The following is a 19,302-nucleotide window of genomic DNA, read 5'->3' as shown; positions in this document are numbered from 1 at the left end:
TAGAGTAGCTACGGGGCAGAGGAATTCTTGTGAAAATTCTCTGTCCCGTAGCGCTCCCCGCCTCCCTAAAGGTTTAATTGAAGGGGTAGCGCTCTATAATTTCATACATAGGATGGTGTCCCGGCTTCGAACGGTATAAAACAGCCTCCCTGACTTCCCAGCAGAACGGTTCGAGGACTGAAAGCCGGCCATAATGGAAGGGAACCTCACCTGCATATTTTCTTGCCAGTGTCAGATGAGGACTGTATGGTCTGGATTCGGGCATATAGCCAATCGATTGTTGAAGCTGTTGTCCTAGCGCAGCATAAAGCTGGGTAAGTTCGGGCGGTGTCTGTGTGGGGCCGAGCCAGAGCACTGAAGGATGAGTCGGCTGCCCGAATACTCCCGTCTTGTCTAAACAGAGGTTAAAGGCGGTGATGTCTTCTACAGCCTTGCGGACAGCCGGGCCGATCAGAGTCTGGTGTTCAGTCGATATATCGCCCAAAAAGTGCAGCGTAATATGACTGTCATCAGGATGGGTCCACTTGCGAAACTCCGCATGATGTTTCCAGGAAGCGCTCATGCTCAAAAATTCTTTTTGTTCACGGCTATCAAAGGGCAGAGCAAGAAAAAGCCGTTCAGTGTGATGATTCATGTTCGACCTCCCTCAAAAAATGTTGCTGCAGCGCATTGCTTTGAAACAGTTACTTGATGCAATACGCTAAACTTGCTATCATAGCCATATCATTCATTATTTTATAGAAAAGATAGGAGTGTTTCGATTGGCGAACAGAGCATTAAATTTTAATGCCGGACCAGCGGCTTTGCCGCTTGAGGTGCTGCAACAGGCGCAGGAGCAGTTTGTTGATTATCACAGCGCCGGCATGTCTATTATGGAAATGTCCCACCGCAGTGCCGCATTTGAACAGGTCAATAACGAAACGCAAGCTCTTCTGCGCAAGTTGTACGGTATTCCGGACTCATACTACGTATTATTTCTGCAAGGAGGCGCAAGCACCCAGTTTTCAATGGTGCCGATGAACCTGCTGCAAGCCGGCAAGCCCGCGGCTTACGTAATGACCGGCAGTTGGGCGAGCAAGGCGCTCAAGGAAGCAAAGCTGATCGGCGAGACGACTATTGCGGCCAGCTCTGAATCGGACAAGTACAACCGCATCCCTGATTTAAGCAGCATCGTGGTACCGGAGAATGCGTCCTATCTTCATATTACTTCGAACGAGACAATTGAAGGTACGCAATTTGCCGATTACCCGAATGTTCCGGATAATGTGCCGCTCGTTGCGGATATGTCTAGTGATATTTTGTCCAGAGCCGTTGATATTAACAAATTTGGTCTGATCTATGCCGGGGCCCAGAAAAATCTCGGACCTTCCGGTGTAACCATTGTCATTGTCCGCAAGGATCTGGTATCCGACAGCCTGAAGCATGTCCCGACGATGCTTCGCTATGATACACATGCAGCGACAGACTCTCTGTACAATACACCGCCTTCCTTCTCCGTGTATATGGTGAATCTGACACTCAAATGGATTGAATCCAAAGGCGGCGTCGAAGCATTGGAGCAGTACAATCGTGATAAAACAAAGCTGATCTATGATGCGATTGACCTGAGCGGCGGCTTCTATCGCGGCTTTGCACAGGAAGGCAGCCGTTCGGCGATGAACATTACTTTCCGTTTGCAGACTGAGGAACTGGAGAAGCAGTTTGCGAAAGAATCCGAGCAACAGGGTTTTGTTGGCTTGAAGGGTCACCGCAGTGTAGGCGGACTTCGCGCTTCCACTTACAATGCCGTGCCTCATGAGAACTGCAAAACGTTGGCTGAATTCATGCAGGACTTCCAACGCCGCAACGGTTAACATGATCGTCTGAGCCGCTGGTCCCCTGCAAAAAGAGGATGGCGGCTTTTTCCCAGGCTGTAAGGGGCGTTGTGAGGGGCATTTGAGCCTCAAATACATGTTGCGATACATTGATGCTTTAGCGCTTTGATCCATCAGAATCTTAAGCATTGACGGGATATTACGCTTCTCCAGAACGGGAGCAAGCGGCAGCAGTACCTTTTGACAAGGAGATGTTAGTGTGGCTTTTCATATTGTGCTGGTGGAGCCGGAAATCCCGGCAAACACCGGAAATATTGCAAGAACCTGCGCTGCTACGGGTTCGCATCTGCACCTGGTTAGACCGCTGGGTTTTGACACCGATGACCGTACGCTCAAGCGGGCGGGCTTGGATTACTGGCATGCTGTTCAGGTTCACTACTATGACTCTTTTCAGGAGGTGATAGACCAGCATAGAGAGGCCCGTTTTTTTTATGCAAGTACGAGAGCGGACAAGCTATACGCTGATTTCCGTTTTCAAGACGGAGATTTTTTCGTGTTCGGGAAAGAGACGAAAGGACTTCCGCAGGAACTGCTGGATGCAAACCCAGGCAGTTTGATAAAAATGCCGATGACTGACAAAGTTCGTTCCTTGAATTTGTCTAATTCCGCGGCTATTATTGTTTATGAGGCGCTCAGACAAACCGGATTTGCAAATTTGAATTAGCATGTTGGTTATAAATCGTCCGATAAATTTGGATTAGGCTATTCCAACGAGATTTACATGGGGTAACTGGTTGTTTTCTTCTGTAAAGTTGAAAAAAACGAAGAAAAAATAGTTATCAGGAAGGAAATTAGCCAGCGCCATCGAATGTTAATATAGCAATGGTTTCTCAGAAATGGCTTGCAATTCTAGACACAGGAGAGGTGAAAATCATTGAAACCAGCAGGAGTAGTAAGAAAAGTGGATCAACTGGGGCGTATTGTTCTGCCCAAATCGCTTCGCAAAAGGTACCAAATGAATGAGGGAGACCCTGTTGAAATTTTGGTTCAGGGCGACCATATCATTCTGGAGCGCTATCGTCCAAGATGCGTATTTTGCAGTTCTATGGAGGATGTCCGGGAATTTAAAGAGCGTTATTTGTGTGCTTCATGCATTCAGGATATGACTCAGCTCCGTCGGGCATAATAAGGGCCTGTGGATACGATGCCGGCAATTTGTCCATTCATGGAAGATAGGCCGCTGCTTTTGCGCAGCATTGTTGAAAGTTTAGCCTTTCAATCAGAAAAGAAAAATGAGCCTTCCCGATGGGAGGCTCATTTTTTTATAGACCTTTGGTTTTGTCATCATTGTACGACGCTGTGAACATGGCGGTCAAAAACAGCACCATAATAGTCATGACAATGATGAAATTTAATGTAATTTCAAATTTCATCCTGCACACCTCCAGATCATTGCCTATATTATACCCAATTGAGGATTAAAAGAAAACGCATAAAAATGTGAACAGATTGTTACAGCAAGCCATGCTGGACAGGTTCCTTTGGCTAATGCTAAGCGTAAACTAACTTATCTGAAGCGAGGAGGCATACTGCAGAATGAACGATTTTCATACAGCTGGGATGCTGCCATTCCAATTGTCCGGCTTCGCAGGATCAGATAGGAACAAGGGTGTTATCTCGTTTGCCGGTTATCTGCCTATCAGTGAAATGCTTGGGCTGGAGGCGATTCGCGAGGCGCGCGACCAGTTGCAAGCCGGGTACTGTCCTGGCGTGGGGCCAGACGATGCAATGGCAGGGAAGGTGTCGCTAAGAGAGCAGCTCCTTCGGCGGATGGTGCGATCAGTTGGAACAATGAAGGTGCCTGAGCCAGGGCAAATGCTTTGGTTATCTTCTCCACGCACGGCTTTGAACGCAGTAATTCGCATCATTGCCAAACCTGGAGATACGGTGCTTGTCGAAGCGCTGACGAGCGCGGAGAGTCTTGGGTTGTTCAAGACCCACGGGCTTCAAGCGGTGGCTGCTTCCAGTGAACATGAGGGGATAAGCATTGATTCGGCAAGGACACAAATTAAGGCTCGAAGGCCGCGCTTCATCTATACCATGCCAACCTACGGGAGCCCGGACGGACGCTTATGGAACCAGGCACGCAGAGAGGAATTGTTGGAGTTGGCTCGTGAATTTGACATTCCTGTAGTTGAGGATGACACTTACAGCGGGTTGAATTTTGGAGATGTTGTGGAAGACGGGAAGCTGATGAAACAGGAGTCTGCCCGGCCAATCCCATCCCTGCTGGAACTGGATGGGGACATTAAAGCGGGACGGGTTATTTATATCGGGGGAATTCCGAGCCTGTCGGCAGATGAATTTGGATGGCCCACAGGGTGGATAACTGCTAACTCCGAGCTGATTGGGAAAATTCTAGAGGCAAAGCAGACGGTGGATTCTGGAGCAAGACCTACGGTGTCAGAGGCGGAACTGAGCCGGCTCTCGCAGGTGCTCCCGTTGGAAGTAATGGAGGCCGCGCTGGCAGCCGCCTGCCGTGCAAGGCTGGCACGGATGAAGCGACTGTTGACGAAATATATGCCGGCGACAAGATGGACTGAGCCGCGGGGAGGACTGTTTCTGTGGGTGGAGCTTCCGGAAGGGCTGGATGCAGAGGCGTTGCAGCGGGCATCGGCCTTGCAGGGTGTTGCCATTCAGCCCGGAGCCGGATGTTATGCAAGTGAAGCCCGCCGCAATACCGCGCGTTTGAATTTTTGCGGAATGAAAGAAGAAGAGATGGAGGAAGGCATCAGGAGGCTGGCTGAAGCCGCTGATGCCTTCACCGCCCGTAGTATATAAGTTGAACAAATGGAGGCCTGGCAGGGACTCCCGTGTACCCTTGCTATGCCAATCCGATCTTTCGGCCGGATGCGGTGAGCCAGGCTGCAATAATATCGCCATGCTCCTCAAGCGCGGCAAGACCCGGCTCACGGAGCTGGTAGATTCCTCTGCCGGTTTTCTCAAACCAGCCATAGTAGTTGTCGCGCAGCACAGTTCCTGCCTGCTTGACATCAGTCAATGCGGCAACAGTCCTCGGAGCCGCAGGACCGCTCTGCTGCAGCGCCCAGGCACAACGCAGCGCCCGCTCGCGGTAGGCGGTCATCAGCTTGCGTCCGGTAATGCCCCCTGTGTTGTAATCCCCCGTTCGTTCGCGAAATTCGGTGAGCATGCGGGCTTGCCTGCTTTTGCGCACGGATCTGCGGGGCATCTCGCCAGGTTCGCACAGCATTTCGACCAGCGGTGCTTTTGTCTTGAAAAAGGTGACGGTCATTAGTCCGATTCCAAGAAGACGACACAGCTCGGTCAAGTCACCGTAGCGCTGATTGTGAGCGCCGCTTTTTTTGCGATTTCGCTCTACGGCGAGCACGACATGACCGTCCAGCCGAAGACGTTCAACCCCTTGCAGCAGCAAAGCCAGGTTGAATGTCTTTTTCATTTCTACGATCAGGATATCCTCTCCCCCGGAGCTATCGCTGCGGATAGCGACAAGATCACAATGCATAATTTCGCTTTTGACCTCGTATCCCCGATTTTCAAAAAAATGCTTGACCGGCCCATACAGCTCGGCTTCCTGCTTAATGGCCAACTTGAGCGCTCTCTCCTTTCAATGGTGCAGCATTGGTGAATCGTTCATTTAAAGATTTCAATTATAGCTGCCTCAGGTTAGGCAGGGGATTTCAGTACTGTCCGATTGTTGCAGGCTGGCGCTTGCACCTGTACAGACGGTTTCTCATGCTTGAATGGTTGATCTTATTATATCACAGCTCTGTTGGAAGAGAGTGGCGCAAAGAGGGAAGCAGGCGGAAAAGGCCATGTTTTTAAACAAAAGTGCAAGGTCTGGTACCAGTGCCAATGTCGAACATTGATGAAATGAAGCTGAAAAAATGGGGCAACTTCCCCCTCTTAAATGCATAGTTATGTATTACTCGAAACATTTTAGGCTTCAGCCTGATTAAATGTGAGGTTTATTGCGATACAGTGGGATGGCTGGTTGTGGCGGCAAAAGCGGACTACAGGTTTTAAGCCATTTGGCAGTCCGTTGGGAACAGCATCAAGCAGTCGGAGCCCGAAATGGCGGCCAGGAGCTATCAGACACATTGGTGCAAGAGCGGGAGCGATGGGAGGAGACAAGGCGCATGGATATTTTCGAACGCATATCGGCGTACAAAGCAGAGAACGAGAAACTCGCTTGGACGGGGACGTTTAAAGACTACATTGCATTACTGAGAAAAGATCCGACTCCGGCCATGACAGCACACGCAAGAGTCTATGAGATGATTAAATCTTACGGAGTTGAGGAATCCGGAGGCGTCAAGCGCTACAAGTTTTTTGAACAGGAAATATTCGGCCTTGACCGTGCGGTTGAGAAATTGGTCGAGGAGTATTTCCATTCGGCAGCAAGGCGGCTTGATGTACGCAAACGGATCCTGCTGCTGATGGGACCAGTGAGCGGCGGGAAATCGACGCTGGTCACGATTCTGAAGAAGGGGCTGGAGCAATATTCGCGAACGGAGCAGGGAGCTGTATATGCAATCCAGGGCTGCCCGATGCATGAGGAGCCGCTGCACCTCATCCCCCATGAACTGCGCCCTGAAATTGAAGCAGAGCTGGGCGTACGAATTGAGGGCAATTTGTGCCCATCCTGCCAATTGAGATTGAGAACGGAATATGATGGCCATATCGACCGGGTCGGGGTCGAGCGGGTCTTAATTTCGGAAGATAACCGGGTCGGGATCGGTACGTTCAGCCCGTCAGACCCAAAATCGCAGGACATTGCCGATTTGACCGGAAGCATCGATTTCTCAACGATAACCGAGTACGGCTCGGAGTCTGACCCGCGGGCATACCGGTTTGACGGGGAGCTGAACAAGGCAAACCGGGGACTGATGGAGTTTCAGGAAATGCTCAAATGTGACGAGAAGTTTCTATGGAATCTGTTGTCGCTGACGCAGGAAGGCAATTTCAAGGCCGGTCGCTTCGCCTTGATTTCGGCCGATGAATTAATTATCGCGCATACGAATGAGACAGAGTACCGTTCATTCATTAGCAACAAGAAAAATGAGGCGCTCCAGTCCAGGATGATCGTCATGCCGGTGCCTTATAACTTGAAGGTGTCGGAAGAAGAAAAAATTTACACCAAGCTGATCGGCCAGAGCGATATGAAACATATTCATATAGCTCCTCATGCGCTGCGCTCGGCTGCGATTTTCTCCATACTGACGCGGCTTAAGGAATCCAAAAAGCAAGGAATGGATCTGGTCAAGAAAATGCGAATGTATGACGGTCAGGAGGTTGAAGGCTACAAGGAAGCTGACTTGAAGGAAATGCAAAATGAGTTTATTGAAGAGGGGATGACCGGCATTGATCCCCGCTATGTCATCAATCGCATATCCAGCGCTTTAATTAAGCAGGATTTGCAGTGCATCAACGCACTTGATGTGCTGCGGGCGCTTAAGGACGGACTGGATCAGCACCCGTCGATTACAAAGGAAGAGCGGGAGCGATACTTAAATTTCATCTCGGTAGCACGCAAAGAATATGACAGTCTGGCGAAAAAGGAAATTCAAAAGGCGTTTGTTTATGCTTTTGAGGAGTCTGCCCGTACGCTGTTCGAGAATTACCTGGACAATATTGAGTCGTATTGCAATTGGAGCAAGATTAAAGACCCGCTTACCGGTGAGGAGCTTGACCCGGACGAGCGGCTGATGCGTTCTATCGAAGAGCAGATCGGCATATCTGAAAATGCGAAGAAGGCGTTCAGGGAAGAAATTCTGATTCGAATATCTTCGTATTCCCGCAAGAACAAAAAATTCGACTATGCCAGCCATGATCGGCTGCGTGAAGCGATCGAGAAAAAGCTGTTTACGGATTTGAAAGACATTGTAAAAATTACCACTTCAACGAAGACGCCGGATGAAAGCCAGTTGAAGCGGATTAATGAGGTAACGAAGCGGTTGATAGATGACCACGGCTACTGCCCGGTATGCTCCAACGAGTTGCTGAGGTATGTGGGAAGCCTGTTGAACCGGTAAGATAGATCAGCGGGGCGTTCTGCGGGATGCAGAAGCTCCGTTGTTTTTGTGAAGATAGGTCAAAAGTAGTGCATCTATTGACAGATCATGATCTCTAGGGCACAATGCCAGTATTATCTAATTCATAAGTCTTCCTGGGGAGCGTGAATAATGTCAATGATTAATGTTACAACAGACCGTGAAAAACAATTGAAATATACAGGCATATCTGAAGAAGATTTAAAACTGCTTGCGGACAACAAGGAAATCTTCAAAGAAGTGGTGGATGAGGTCATCGACCGATTTTACGACCGGGTCGTTCAGGAGCCGGAGCTGGTAGCCATCATTGAGCGAGTCAGCACGATTGAGCGTCTGAAAGGAACACAAAAGGAATATTGGCTGTCCTTGACAGATGGTTACATTGATCAATCTTTCATTGAGAACCGAGTTCGAATTGGACAAGTCCACTCCCGGATCGGGCTCAAGACAGAGTGGTACTTGGGGACCTATATGATCTATCTGGATATTGCGACACAGGTCTTTGCCCGTGTGCTGCCGCATAGTTGGCAAAAGGTTGTATTCACACTCAGCAAAATGTTCAACTTCGACTCGCAGTTGGTATTGGAAGCGTATGAATTAAAGGAACAGGAGCAATTGCAGACCCTGGCTGATCACCAGCAGCATTTGCTCCAGACGGTAACTTCCGCTGTTCAGGAACTGGCAGGCATGATTGTCCAGTTGGACGCAAGCACACAGTCTATTGCGCAGACGGCAACCCAAACGGCGGAGTCTCAGGAAAGCTCACACCAGTTGCTTGGCGAACTGAAGGATGAAATCGGGGAAATTTCCGAGATGAGGGCCTTGATCAAAGGGATTTCCGACCAGACGCATCTGCTCGGACTGAATGCGGCGATTGAAGCGGCGCGGGCCGGGGAACACGGGCGCGGTTTTGAAGTCGTAGCAAATGAGGTTCGCAAGCTCGCGGCCCATTCCCGTTCGACGCTGGAGGAAATCCAAGCGAAGCTTTACGCGCTGGAAAGCAAGGTCACAGGCGTCCGCTCGGAGTCAGAGAAGACAAGCATTCAAGCGCGGCAGCAGGCTGCAAGTTCGCAGGAGCTGGCCTCATTCGTCCAGATGATCGACCGGGTGACGAGGGATTTGGAAGCACTTAAGGAATCCGAGATATCTTATTAATTTAGACAGAAATCGATGCCTGGCTGATTGCGCGTGTCCCGTTATGCGAGTTAAATGGCTACATATCGGCGCAAAGGCCAAGTAGAAAAAAGCTTGACGGATTGGGGGCCCGCATTGTGCTGGCGCCGCTGTCCGTTAAGCTTTTTTATCGTTATTCGGCTCAAAACCAAAATTAGTGCTTAACCTCTATCTATAGGGAGGCGGCGAGCGTTACGGGGGAGAGGATCTTTGCCGCCTTATATTTTATAGAAACTTCCGGCTTGTTTTAAAGCCGTCGCAACTGAATACGATCGCTTTGTCTTCGACAACCGTTTCCAGATGGACATTTTTGCCCCACAGTCTCACAACGTAGGGAAGCGTGCGCTCTACATATTTTAAATCCAGCTCGACCCCCTCATAGTGATGCTTCAGATAAAGCTCGGAGGAGCGATTAAAATCGCCGTTGATCACATTAATATTCGGGAAGCCCCCGTTAACCCGAGAGTTGACGAGCTGATCCCGAACATGTTCCCACGCTTTATCCGTAATCTTCCATTCGGGGCCTTTTTTCTCGAATACATACAGGTCGAGATCCTCGACCAGCTTTTTGGTCAAGTAGTTGCGGATAAAGGACTGATCGGAGTCCACCTCGCGCACCTCAAATATTTTCTCCCGTCCCTCTCCCGGCTTGCGACCCAGCCGCTCACGCTCCTCCTCTGTCGGATTATCCCAGCGCTTCTCAATATCCTCGAATATTTTCAGACCCAGATAGTAGGGGTTCAGGCTGTTGCGGGAGGGCTGCACCACAGCCGAATTCAGCTTCGCGAATTCAATCGTTTCCTCGCTGGTCAGGTCCAATTCACGGATAATTCGCTGGTGCCAGTAGGATGCCCAACCCTCGTTCATGATTTTCGTCTCCATTTGCGGCCAGAAGTAGAGCATTTCATCCCGCATGGTGGTCATAATATCACGCTGCCAGTCCTCCAAAGAAGGCGAATACTCCTGGATGAACCAGACGAGGTCTTTCTCCGGGGAAGGGGGAAAGCGCTTGGTCTTTTCGTTCCCTTCAGCATCCTCTTCCTGATTGTCCAGCGACCACAGGTCATCATAAGGGCTTTCCAGATGAGAATAGTTAGCGCGCTCTTCCTGTCTTTTCTCCAGCAGTTCAATGTAACGCTTCTTGTCGAGCTGATACGGCTTGATCAGGGTAGGATCGACATGCTCCTGAATTGCAAGCACCGAATCGATGAACTGTTCCACCTTTTGGGAGCCATGCTCAAGCTCGTACCTGGCGATCCGTTCTGCGGTAGCTGACATGCTCTCCACCATGTTGCGGTTCGAGCGGGAGAAGCGGGCATTATTTTTGAAGAAGTCGCAGTGGGCGAGCACATGGGCGACGATCAGCTTGTTCTGGATGAGTGAGTTGCCGTCGAGCAGGAAAGCGTAGCAGGGATTGGAGTTAATGACGAGTTCGTAAATTTTGCTGAGACCCAGATCGTACTGCAGTTTCATTTTGTGAAACGTTTTTCCGAAGCTCCAGTGGCTAAATCGGGTCGGCATCCCATAAGCTCCGAATGTATAGATAATATCTGAAGGGCAAATTTCATATCGCATCGGATAGAAATCCAGTCCAAAACCGGTGGCGATTTCCGTAATTTCACTGATGGCTCTCTCCAATTGGCGTATTTCGTCCTGCTTCATCTTTGACATCCCTCCGGGCAAGGCTTTTTGCTATATATGTATGGGATTTGCAGGGGGAATATGCGGTGGGGGAGCAGCATGACGTTATTTTGGGTTGAGGAAACCATTTTTCTCTCTGCTGACAATTGGTAGATTATAATGATATAGTTAACAAATGGTAAGTTTGTTCAGAGGAATATCGCTGGTTGCTATCAGGCCCAATCGGAACTGAGATAAACATCCAGCCATCAAGTGCAATGTCAAGTGTGGTCAAGTTTTGCGATTATATAAAAATTTGTAATATATTGAAAATGTATATATTTAAGGTATAATAATATAATATTGGAACAAGGAGGTGTTTTTATGCGGCGAAAAGTTTTTATCAAGCCTGTACGCGGTAACATTATTATGGACAAGTAAGCTTAATGGTTTCTTCTTTGATTTTCCAGACCCCCTGTCCGCAGGGGGTTCAAGATTTAATTGAATAAGCGTAGCAGGCTGGTTTTCGGATATATAATGCCTATGTCAGGGGGAACATTTGTGAATATAGCTGATCGGTTATCAAAAATTTTATACGTAGAAAGTATGGACCTGATTCTTACTGCTGACATTAGAGGGAGAATTCACTATCTTGACCCTGATCTAAACCTCATCAAGTCATCTCCTTCCACTCATGCCAATAACATGATTAATGCAATCACCTTTGACAATCAATACATTTTTACCAAGGACATCACGGGATTGGTAGGCAAGTGGGATTTGGCTACGTTAAAGCCATTAGATTTTCATGATGCCTACCCGTTGAGGGAAGAAAAATATTTGGAGTCTTTGGATGAAGTGCCCTCGCCCACTCTATCACGCGGCATTGGAACGTATAAAGGGAAGTTGTATACTAATAACGGTTATGCTCAATTTGTAGTTATTGATCAGGAGAGTTTTGAAGTTCTTGATATTTTACCTAGATTCAATAAGGATTCTTTTGTTGATTGTGTTTGTACAGAATCTCCAGAAGTGCAAATCATTTCTGAGAATTGTGGCATGGTTCACATGGCGGATTTTGAGAATTTAGAATTTAAAGAGAATATCGCAGTTGATAGCGGCAACGTGCACATCATTCGTTATGACAAGAGGCATGATAGATTCATCGCTACCCAAGACTATGGTCTGGATGAAGACCGCAACGTCAAGAACGGCATTGTAACTTTGGAGAAGGATACACTTGAGAAGAAAGAATACCCGTTTACTACAGATGATGTAGAGTTTTTGCAATTTAATGAAGATTACACGGAAATATATACAGGCGGATTTGATGGAAAGCTGTACGTGTTTGATAATCAGCAAAAGGATTTGAAACTTAAAGCAGCAGTAGGTCCTTTTGAGCATCAATTAATTGGTGGTGTTTACGCCAAGAAGCATTTATATTTACTTATGCAAAGTGGGGAAATTATAAAAACTGATAATAGAGGTAAAATTTTAGCATCCGGACAGTTTGACTACCAATGTATTTGGGCTATTGAACCTCACCCTGAGAATGATTCCATACTGTATATTTCTTCCGGACGGAATATTGATATTATTAGTTATCAGACTGCAAAATTTAACAATGTCAAAATTGAAAAAATTGCTCATCACCAACATGCATTTGGAATCTTGCTCCGGGTATGCCCATTCCCTGACGGTTCTTATATTGCAATTTCAAAAACCTATAATGTATTTAAAGCTACTAAAGAAGGTCATGTCCAGTGGTATAAGAAGCTTGAGGATTTACCAAAGCACATTGCAGTAGATGCACGCTTTTCATCTGCTCTGATCGCACTGGATAGCGGTGTCTTGTATGAGTTGAATACGGATAATGGAACGGTGATTCATAAAAGACAATATAAAGCTCCAGTTTATGTAACTGGATATACAGAAGAGTATAAAGCAGTGGGAACAAAAGAAGGTGATTTATATGTTTATAATACCTCTTTTGAGCAAGTTGGTCACCTTGATTTGGGAGGCTATCCAAAGCGGTTCATCAAGTCGGACAATAAATATTTTATAGTCGGTTCCTTTGGACTCGCGGAGATCGATTTTAACAATATGAAAATTGAAAAAGTTTTCTATGAGTTATTGTGGAATACGAAAGAAAATGGAATCAAATTAGGAGATTTTGTTTTTGTAATCAATTATGGTAAACAGATTGGAGCTTTCGAGTATGAAAGCGGGGAAATGGTAGATTTAATTGAACCGCTTTACGATTTTCCGAAAGGATTGGCAGGTAAAGTGGATCATGAAGGAAATAAAATCTTACTGGTTGGCGGAAACGGCGGATTCATAAATGTTTATAAAATTATCGAGGGCTCACCTATAAAAGTTAGAGAGTTTTACCTGAATTCTAATTAGTATGTATAAGGCCTCGAATCCGTATCCGAAGAATTAGTCCAATCTTCGGTATAGACATTTCACCGATTAAACAATTTAAGCTTTAATGTCTGAACTTCAGCAAGGAGAGATTAATATTACATTCAATTACAAACTGATCCATTTGTTCGGGGCCAACATCGTAACTTCAATCGGCTCAGGCATTACTGCGTTTATAATCCCTTACTTGATTATTAACATGCATGATGGAGCGAAAAAATTTGGTTATCTTTTTATTGCGATTAATTTGCTTGTTTTCTTTTTATCCCCTTATCTAGGTTTAATCGTAGACAGATATTCCAGAAAAAAAGTTCTTATATTTTGCGAGTTGCAAAATATTGCTGCTACCAGTGTGTTGGTTGGGTGCCATTTCATATATGGTTCCATCCCTTTTTCATTACTTGCTGTTCAATCCGTTCTAAGCACTATTTATTATTCGCTTCAGTTTCCTGCACTTATGGCGTTTACACAAGAAATATTCAATAAAGATGAATTCAGGAAAATAAATAGCGCTATAGAAGTACAAAGCCAGGCAGCCGCCTTTATCAGTGCCGGTCTTGTCGGTGTTCTGATCATGACTCTAAATGTCGTCACCATTCTAATGCTCGATATGGTTTCGTCGGTAATGGCAATCATCTGGTTCCTCTTTATTCCGTATAAATTAAAGGATAAAGATAGTTCGACAGAGCCAAAATCTAAAAAAACACTCAGGAATGATGTATCTGAAGCCTGGGGTTATGTAAAAAATAACCGTTATCTAATCATTTTCCTCATGGTCGCTTTGTTTCCGAGTATAATGGTTTTGATTGGAAATTATGTTAACCCTATATTTTTGTATACAGATTTGAATCAACTGCCGGATGTTCAAGGCTATTCAAGCTTTATTTATGCATTTAGTGCTATGTTAGGCGGTATTATAGCTTCATATTTGGCTAAGTATATGGGCAGCTTCAATTCTATTTTTGTCACTTTTACGCTATATCTGATTTTTAATTTGGGTGTTTACTTATTTCCTGCATTGATTCCCTTCCTGGCCTTAAGGAGCCTGGCTGGTATTGGGAACTCAGCTACGAGAGTCTTGCGCAAAAATATTATGATGGAACATATACCAAACCATCTGATTGGGAAAGTTAATTCAATTTTCAATTCCTTTAGTTTACTCATGCAATCCATAATTGTTGCCTTCTTCACATTCACCATTACAAATACAGGAGCCAGGCAGACATTTCTTACTGTAACTTTAATACTATCGGCAGGATTAATTTTCATGATCGCAATCTATTATGGCTCTATTAAAAGAAAAAGCCTCTCGTTTGTACGATCAAAAAATACGATAGGGAAGTAGATATGATGCTTGAGTGGATCAAAATACCGTCGGGGAATGCTTATATAGGCAGTTCATTAGAAGAAATAAATCGGGCTTTTTTGTTTTGGCAAGATAAATTGCTGGATGATCGTTACATTCCATCTTTTAAAAGTTTTTTGATGAAAGAATATCCTCAAAGAGAGCTATCCATCCCCGCATTCGAAATTTCTGATGTATTAATTCCAAATGGATTATATCAATGTTATGTGGAAGAAAGAAATAAAAGCAAGCCTGAGAGCCTAAGCAATCGTGAACTTGGCGGAGGAGTTGACTGCCCGGTATGGGGTGTCAGCTACATAGAAGCAGAGGATTTCTGCCTATGGTTTGGTGAACAAAACGGCTTTAAAGTTTCCTTGCCTTCTGAAGTTCAATGGGAATATGCGGCCCGCGGCGCCACAAAAAGGGAGTATCCATGGGGAGACAATTGGGAACCTGGATATTGTAACTCATTTGAATCGGGATTAGGAGCTACGACCCCGGTCAGATATTTTGAGCAAGGCAAATCCCTTTTTGGTCTTTACGATATGGCGGGGAATGTTGAGGAGTGGGTGTCGACCAGATATGGAGCATACCCTGGCGGTGAGTACATAGATGATGATATTCATTATGCTCTAGGTGAAGGATATCAAATTCTAAAGGGAGGGTCATTTGCAAGAGGGGGCGACTTATGCAGAGTAGCTAGAAGACACGGCCCATTTCCCTCGCCGGAGTTTCGATTTACCGGTTTTAGGGTGGTTAGAGAAAGCAGATCAGATACAAGGGAGGATGAAGCATGAGCATTTTGAGTATAGAGGAAAAAAACAGGGTTTTTACAAGACATAGAGGCCCCGTAACAAGTGTTGTGCAAATACCGGATTCGCCTTGGCTTGTCACCTCTGCTTATGATGGTGCTGTGGCAAAATATAATTATATAACTGGCGAAATAAGCTTATTAGGGTATCATAAGCATCTAGTGAATCGAATCACAATAGATCGGGCAGGAACACTTGCTGCATCATGCTCTTCAGATTATTCAATTGGAATATGGGATATTCAAGAAGGGAAATTCATAAAGAACTTAATCGGACATTATGATGACGTTGAGGATTTTATTTTTGCAGAGGAGAATATAGGCATATCTGCTTCAAGAGACCGTAGAATCATCGTCTGGAACTTAACTACTGGTGCAATCATAAAAATTTTAGAGGGCCATAGCAAGGATGTTTTATCGTTAGCCTATCATGATAGAAAAATATATTCGACGGGCGATGATAAGACATTAAGGGTATGGTCTTTAGATACAGGGGATTTGTTAAATCAATGGGGTCCCTTTGATGTTGAAACGGATACCTGTGCAATAGATTTAATTCAACACAGGGTCATACTTGGATGTGATGATGGTTATGTACGTATTTTCGACATTGAAGACGGAACCATGCTACACGAGATCAAGGCTCATTCTTCCGGTATAAAGAAAGTATCTTGTTCTTTCATTGACGGATCAATCTTGTCCGCTGCTTATGATCAGCGAGTAAGAATTTGGGATGCTCATACTTTTGAAGAGAAAATAGAGCTTGAGAATTTCCCGAGCAAATGGGAACGGTCTTTAGTGTGGTCTGAGGATAGCACACATATTTTTGCCGGTACTTTTGACGGTACACTATTAGTTTGGGATGCAGAGACAGGAAAATTCATGAATGAAATAGGAATAGATGAAACAAATGGAAATGCATGCTTTAATGAAATTGCGGAAGTAAGTAGGGGGAAAGTTGGATCAGTGAGCGATGACGGATATGTCCGTGTTGTTGCGATTGAAGATTCCCATCCTGTCCGTGTTACGTCCGCTGCCCCTACAAGCGGAAGGTTTTTAATGAATGCAATTGCTGCCCATGAGAAATTTTTAATTACGGGAGCACATAATCAGCGTGTTCACTATTTCAACTATGAAATGGATAGACTTACACACAGCAAAGAGGTTTTGATTGGGGAAGGGCCGATAAATTCAATTCGTATCAGCTCACATCCCGATTATTATCATTACTCATTTATTGGCTGTTATAGCGGAGCCGTTGTGCAATTGAATATTTCGGGAGAGCAGGTTCGGAAATTTTATCCTCATGACGGAGCTGTTAAAGCGCTAAGACTACATCCAAATTCAACTGTAGGCGTAAGTTGTTCTGCAAACGGAGAGATTATCTCATGGGATTTTGATGGAAACAAGAAAAATTCGTATCTGGGCCATACGGCGATTATCAACGACCTGGATATTTCAGAATCTGGCAGTCGGATTGCAACGGTCTCTAGAGATTTTACACTAAGAGTGTATGATTTCGATACCGCTCAGCCAATTCATACAGTCAGCTTAGGCCGAAAGTCATTAAAATCGGTGTCCTTCTATAGTGATTCCATAATTGTAGCAGGGGATTACTGGGGGAATCTGATTGTTGTATCCTTGGAGACCGGCGACTTAAATACAATAAATGTTGCTCAAAACGGGATAAGCAGTGTTGCAAAAATTGGGAGTCATATTGCAGCTTCCTCTTATGACGGGGCCATTTATATTTTTGATCCTGTTTCTCATTCAATCATCGATACGTACCGTGAAATGATTCAAAAAGTAAAATCTGAATATAGACCTTTACAAGACTCCCGTATTGAACTGCTTTAAGTTAGGAAGGTGCGCTTAGTGATTCCACCCGACGTCAGTTTACTTCTAGAGGAGAAAGTTCAAATTGTCCCTTATAATGAGTCCCGACTCATACTGGTGGGCCCGGTCCAACTGCCAATCGATATTGATAATAAAATCTACTTATTCCAATTGTATTGTTGGTTAAAGGTAAGCGAAGGAGATGCCTCCAGTCTAATAAACAAAGCAGGGAATATGGGGAGCGTTCTAGAAGAACTGGCTGCTTTAAATTTGGCTGAATTTCAGCATTCAAGCGTATTGGTTTATGGTGATTTTCAGCATAGCGAGGATGCTCTTGTTCGTATGCATAGTATTTGCCATACAGGTGACATATTTGGCAGCATGCGTTGCGATTGTGGTTTTCAACTCCGTACGTCTATGAAAATGATGATCAGTCACGGGACAGGTGCTCTTTTTTACCTTGCCAATCAAGAAGGACGTGGAATCGGATTAATTAGCAAAGCAATGGCTTATTTGCTACAAGAACAAGGAATAGACACCGTGGATGCAAATTTATTATTAGGATATTCGGATGATTCTCGTGATTACACAGAAGCTTGTAATATTCTCTCTTATCTAAGAAATAAATCTATTACTTTAATTACGAACAATCCTGAAAAAGTTAAGGCACTGCAAGAATCTGGATTGAAAATTACTAATAGGACACCATTATGGGCTGATCGGACCCTATACAATGAAAAATACATCAACACTAAAATTAAACGGTCCGGCCATTTTTTAGATGGGAAGGGTGCCAGGGAAATGAGACATATATAGACCGCTTACAAGGGGCACTTCTCGTTTTGACTGCCCCTCATTTATAATAGTTAATGTAATCTTGTTGCCAACGTAAAAACACCTCCAAAGTTGTCTTTAACATCTACGACATGAAGGTATTCGCTTGAAGGTGTTTTGTTACGAGGGCAGTTCCATCCGGTAGCGGGCTGGCTTTTGTTCGAACTAAAGAAGCAAGGGGGAGTCAGGCCTGCGCCGGGTTGGAGAAAAATGTTTTCAACGTCTTGTAGACTTCGCCTTTCTCGCGAATGATGGAGTACATAAATTTCTTGTTGTTGATATGTTTGTAGGCCGACATCAAGGTGCTGCTGCGGTTGTACTGGTTCACCTCGCCGTAGCCGAACAAATTCGTCCGCTGCATCAGCTGTTCAATAAGCTTGACGCATTTTTCGTTATCCGAGGTCAGATTGTCGCCGTCCGAGAAGTGGAAGGGGTAGATGTTCCAACTGGCCACCGGATAGCGGCTGTCGATAATATCGAGCGCCTTCTGATAAGCTGATGAGCAGATGGTGCCGCCGCTCTCGCCTCGCGTGAAAAACTCCTCTTCCGTAACTTCCCTGGCTTCCGTATGGTGGGCGATAAAAACAATTTCTACGTGCTCGTATTTGCGGCGGAGGAATTTGGTCATCCAGAAGAAGAAGCTGCGGGCGACATATTTTTCAAATGAGCCCATACTGCCCGATGTATCCATAAGCGCCAGCACAACGGCATTGGAGTGGGGTCTTGTGACCTCCTCCCATGTTTTAAACCGCAAGTCATCCGGGGATATTCCCGCAATGCCGGAGATGCCTCGGCTTGCATTGCGTCGCAAATTTTCCATGATCGTCCGCTTCTTGTCGATGTTGGACATAATGCCCTTTTTGCGGATGTCATGGAATACGATGTCCTCGGCTTGCATCTGTTCTTTTTGTTTGTTTTCGAGATTAGGCAGCTCCAATTCCTCGAACAGCAGATCCTCCAGCTCAGCCATGCTGATCTCCGTCTCCAGATACTCCTCTCCCGGCTGGTCGCCCGCGCCCTGTCCTTTGCCCGGCCCTTTTTTGGCCTGCGGATCGACGCCGAGCACATCGCCTACCTGCGAATCGCCGTCGCCTTGCCCGACATGCTGCTGCTTGTTGAAGTTGTATATGAAGCGGTATTCATCCACACTTTTGATCGGCACCTTGACAATTTGCCGGCCGTCGGACATGATAATGCTCTCGTCTGTGAGAATGTCGGGGAGATTTTGCTTGATGGCCTCCCGCACCTTCTCCTGATGACGGGCCTGATCCTCGTAGCCTTTGCGGTGCAAGGACCAGTCCTCGCGCGATACAATAAATAGCGGCTCTGCCATGAGTGATTCCCTCCCGTAAA

General features: G+C 45.8%; 15 protein-coding genes. 11 read left to right on the top strand and 4 right to left on the bottom strand.

Annotated elements, in window-relative coordinates; genetic code table 11:
- Positions 1 to 73 precede the first annotated feature (73 nt).
- Complete coding sequence (thpR, locus tag JFN88_RS13045) at positions 74 to 634, bottom strand: RNA 2',3'-cyclic phosphodiesterase (protein WP_199019727.1); 561 nt, start codon at positions 632 to 634, stop codon at positions 74 to 76.
- Positions 635 to 761: 127 nt separating this feature from the next.
- Here thpR and serC point away from each other — a divergent pair, with 127 nt between their 5' ends.
- From serC to JFN88_RS13025, 4 genes are all read left to right on the top strand, one after another.
- The gene (gene serC, locus JFN88_RS13040; RefSeq protein ID WP_199019726.1) at positions 762 to 1,853 is read left to right on the top strand and encodes a 3-phosphoserine/phosphohydroxythreonine transaminase; all 1,092 of its coding nucleotides are present in this window, start codon (positions 762 to 764) and stop codon (positions 1,851 to 1,853) included.
- A gap of 220 nt (positions 1,854 to 2,073) precedes the next feature.
- Positions 2,074 to 2,538: a tRNA (uridine(34)/cytosine(34)/5-carboxymethylaminomethyluridine(34)-2'-O)-methyltransferase TrmL gene (gene trmL, locus JFN88_RS13035; protein ID WP_199019725.1), complete on the top strand. Its 465-nt coding sequence runs from the start codon at positions 2,074 to 2,076 to the stop codon at positions 2,536 to 2,538.
- 210 nt (positions 2,539 to 2,748) lie between these two features.
- Positions 2,749 to 3,000, top strand: a complete 252-nt coding sequence (locus JFN88_RS13030; RefSeq protein WP_199019724.1) for an AbrB/MazE/SpoVT family DNA-binding domain-containing protein — start codon at positions 2,749 to 2,751, stop codon at positions 2,998 to 3,000.
- A gap of 410 nt (positions 3,001 to 3,410) precedes the next feature.
- Complete coding sequence (locus JFN88_RS13025; RefSeq protein WP_199019723.1) at positions 3,411 to 4,655, top strand: aminotransferase-like domain-containing protein; 1,245 nt, start codon at positions 3,411 to 3,413, stop codon at positions 4,653 to 4,655.
- 43 nt (positions 4,656 to 4,698) lie between these two features.
- On the opposite strand, the gene JFN88_RS13020 is transcribed toward JFN88_RS13025, so the two are convergent.
- On the bottom strand, positions 4,699 to 5,442 hold the full coding sequence (locus JFN88_RS13020; RefSeq protein WP_199019722.1) for a DUF2161 domain-containing phosphodiesterase: 744 nt from the start codon (positions 5,440 to 5,442) through the stop codon (positions 4,699 to 4,701).
- A 550-nt stretch (positions 5,443 to 5,992) separates the two neighbouring features.
- Between JFN88_RS13020 and JFN88_RS13015 the strand changes: the two genes are divergently transcribed.
- Entirely contained in the window at positions 5,993 to 7,888 is a 1,896-nt protein-coding gene (locus tag JFN88_RS13015) for a PrkA family serine protein kinase (RefSeq protein WP_199019721.1), read from the top strand.
- Between the two features lie 150 nt (positions 7,889 to 8,038).
- Complete coding sequence (locus tag JFN88_RS13010) at positions 8,039 to 9,061, top strand: protoglobin domain-containing protein (RefSeq protein WP_332908475.1); 1,023 nt, start codon at positions 8,039 to 8,041, stop codon at positions 9,059 to 9,061.
- A 243-nt stretch (positions 9,062 to 9,304) separates the two neighbouring features.
- Here the strand turns inward: JFN88_RS13010 and JFN88_RS13005 are convergent, their stop codons facing one another.
- On the bottom strand, positions 9,305 to 10,741 hold the full coding sequence (locus JFN88_RS13005) for a SpoVR family protein (RefSeq protein ID WP_199019720.1): 1,437 nt from the start codon (positions 10,739 to 10,741) through the stop codon (positions 9,305 to 9,307).
- Between the two features lie 519 nt (positions 10,742 to 11,260).
- Between JFN88_RS13005 and JFN88_RS13000 the strand changes: the two genes are divergently transcribed.
- The 5 genes from JFN88_RS13000 (at position 11,261) to JFN88_RS12980 (ending at position 17,931) form a co-directional block, all read left to right on the top strand.
- Positions 11,261 to 13,105 (top strand): hypothetical protein, encoded by a 1,845-nt coding sequence (locus JFN88_RS13000; RefSeq protein WP_199019719.1) that lies wholly within the window; start codon positions 11,261 to 11,263, stop codon positions 13,103 to 13,105.
- Between the two features lie 85 nt (positions 13,106 to 13,190).
- A complete protein-coding gene (locus JFN88_RS12995) occupies positions 13,191 to 14,468 on the top strand; it encodes an MFS transporter (protein ID WP_199019718.1) in 1,278 nt (425 codons plus the stop codon).
- Positions 14,469 to 14,470: 2 nt separating this feature from the next.
- Positions 14,471 to 15,265: a formylglycine-generating enzyme family protein gene (locus JFN88_RS12990; protein WP_199019717.1), complete on the top strand. Its 795-nt coding sequence runs from the start codon at positions 14,471 to 14,473 to the stop codon at positions 15,263 to 15,265.
- Positions 15,262 to 17,136 carry a WD40 repeat domain-containing protein gene (locus JFN88_RS12985; RefSeq protein ID WP_199019716.1) on the top strand — a complete coding sequence of 625 codons (1,875 nt, stop codon included), beginning with the start codon at positions 15,262 to 15,264 and terminating at the stop codon, positions 17,134 to 17,136. The genes JFN88_RS12990 and JFN88_RS12985 overlap by 4 nt, the downstream gene beginning before the upstream one ends.
- 18 nt (positions 17,137 to 17,154) lie before the next feature.
- Entirely contained in the window at positions 17,155 to 17,931 is a 777-nt protein-coding gene (locus tag JFN88_RS12980) for a GTP cyclohydrolase II (protein WP_199019715.1), read from the top strand.
- 202 nt (positions 17,932 to 18,133) lie between these two features.
- Here the strand turns inward: JFN88_RS12980 and yhbH are convergent, their stop codons facing one another.
- Positions 18,134 to 19,282, bottom strand: a complete 1,149-nt coding sequence (gene yhbH, locus JFN88_RS12975) for a sporulation protein YhbH (protein WP_199019714.1) — start codon at positions 19,280 to 19,282, stop codon at positions 18,134 to 18,136.
- Positions 19,283 to 19,302 lie beyond the last annotated feature (20 nt).

Origin of the sequence: Paenibacillus roseus (assembly GCF_016424485.1) — a bacterium.
Classification (GTDB): domain Bacteria; phylum Bacillota; class Bacilli; order Paenibacillales; family Paenibacillaceae; genus Paenibacillus_D; species Paenibacillus_D roseus.
This window is presented reverse-complemented; position numbering and strand designations above follow the sequence as displayed.

What these genes read in the sequence shown, in the direction of transcription:
- JFN88_RS12995 (WP_199019718.1), top strand. Translation starts at nt 13,191, where the DNA reads ATGTCTGAACTTCAGCAAGGAGAGATTAATATTACATTCAATTACAAA.
- JFN88_RS12990 (WP_199019717.1), top strand. Translation starts at nt 14,471, where the DNA reads ATGATGCTTGAGTGGATCAAAATACCGTCGGGGAATGCTTATATAGGC.
- JFN88_RS13025 (WP_199019723.1), top strand. Translation starts at nt 3,411, where the DNA reads ATGAACGATTTTCATACAGCTGGGATGCTGCCATTCCAATTGTCCGGC.
- JFN88_RS13015 (WP_199019721.1), top strand. Translation starts at nt 5,993, where the DNA reads ATGGATATTTTCGAACGCATATCGGCGTACAAAGCAGAGAACGAGAAA.
- JFN88_RS13005 (WP_199019720.1), bottom strand. Translation starts at nt 10,741, where the DNA reads ATGAAGCAGGACGAAATACGCCAATTGGAGAGAGCCATCAGTGAAATT.
- thpR (WP_199019727.1), bottom strand. Translation starts at nt 634, where the DNA reads ATGAATCATCACACTGAACGGCTTTTTCTTGCTCTGCCCTTTGATAGC.
- yhbH (WP_199019714.1), bottom strand. Translation starts at nt 19,282, where the DNA reads ATGGCAGAGCCGCTATTTATTGTATCGCGCGAGGACTGGTCCTTGCAC.
- JFN88_RS13010 (WP_332908475.1), top strand. Translation starts at nt 8,039, where the DNA reads ATGTCAATGATTAATGTTACAACAGACCGTGAAAAACAATTGAAATAT.
- JFN88_RS12985 (WP_199019716.1), top strand. Translation starts at nt 15,262, where the DNA reads ATGAGCATTTTGAGTATAGAGGAAAAAAACAGGGTTTTTACAAGACAT.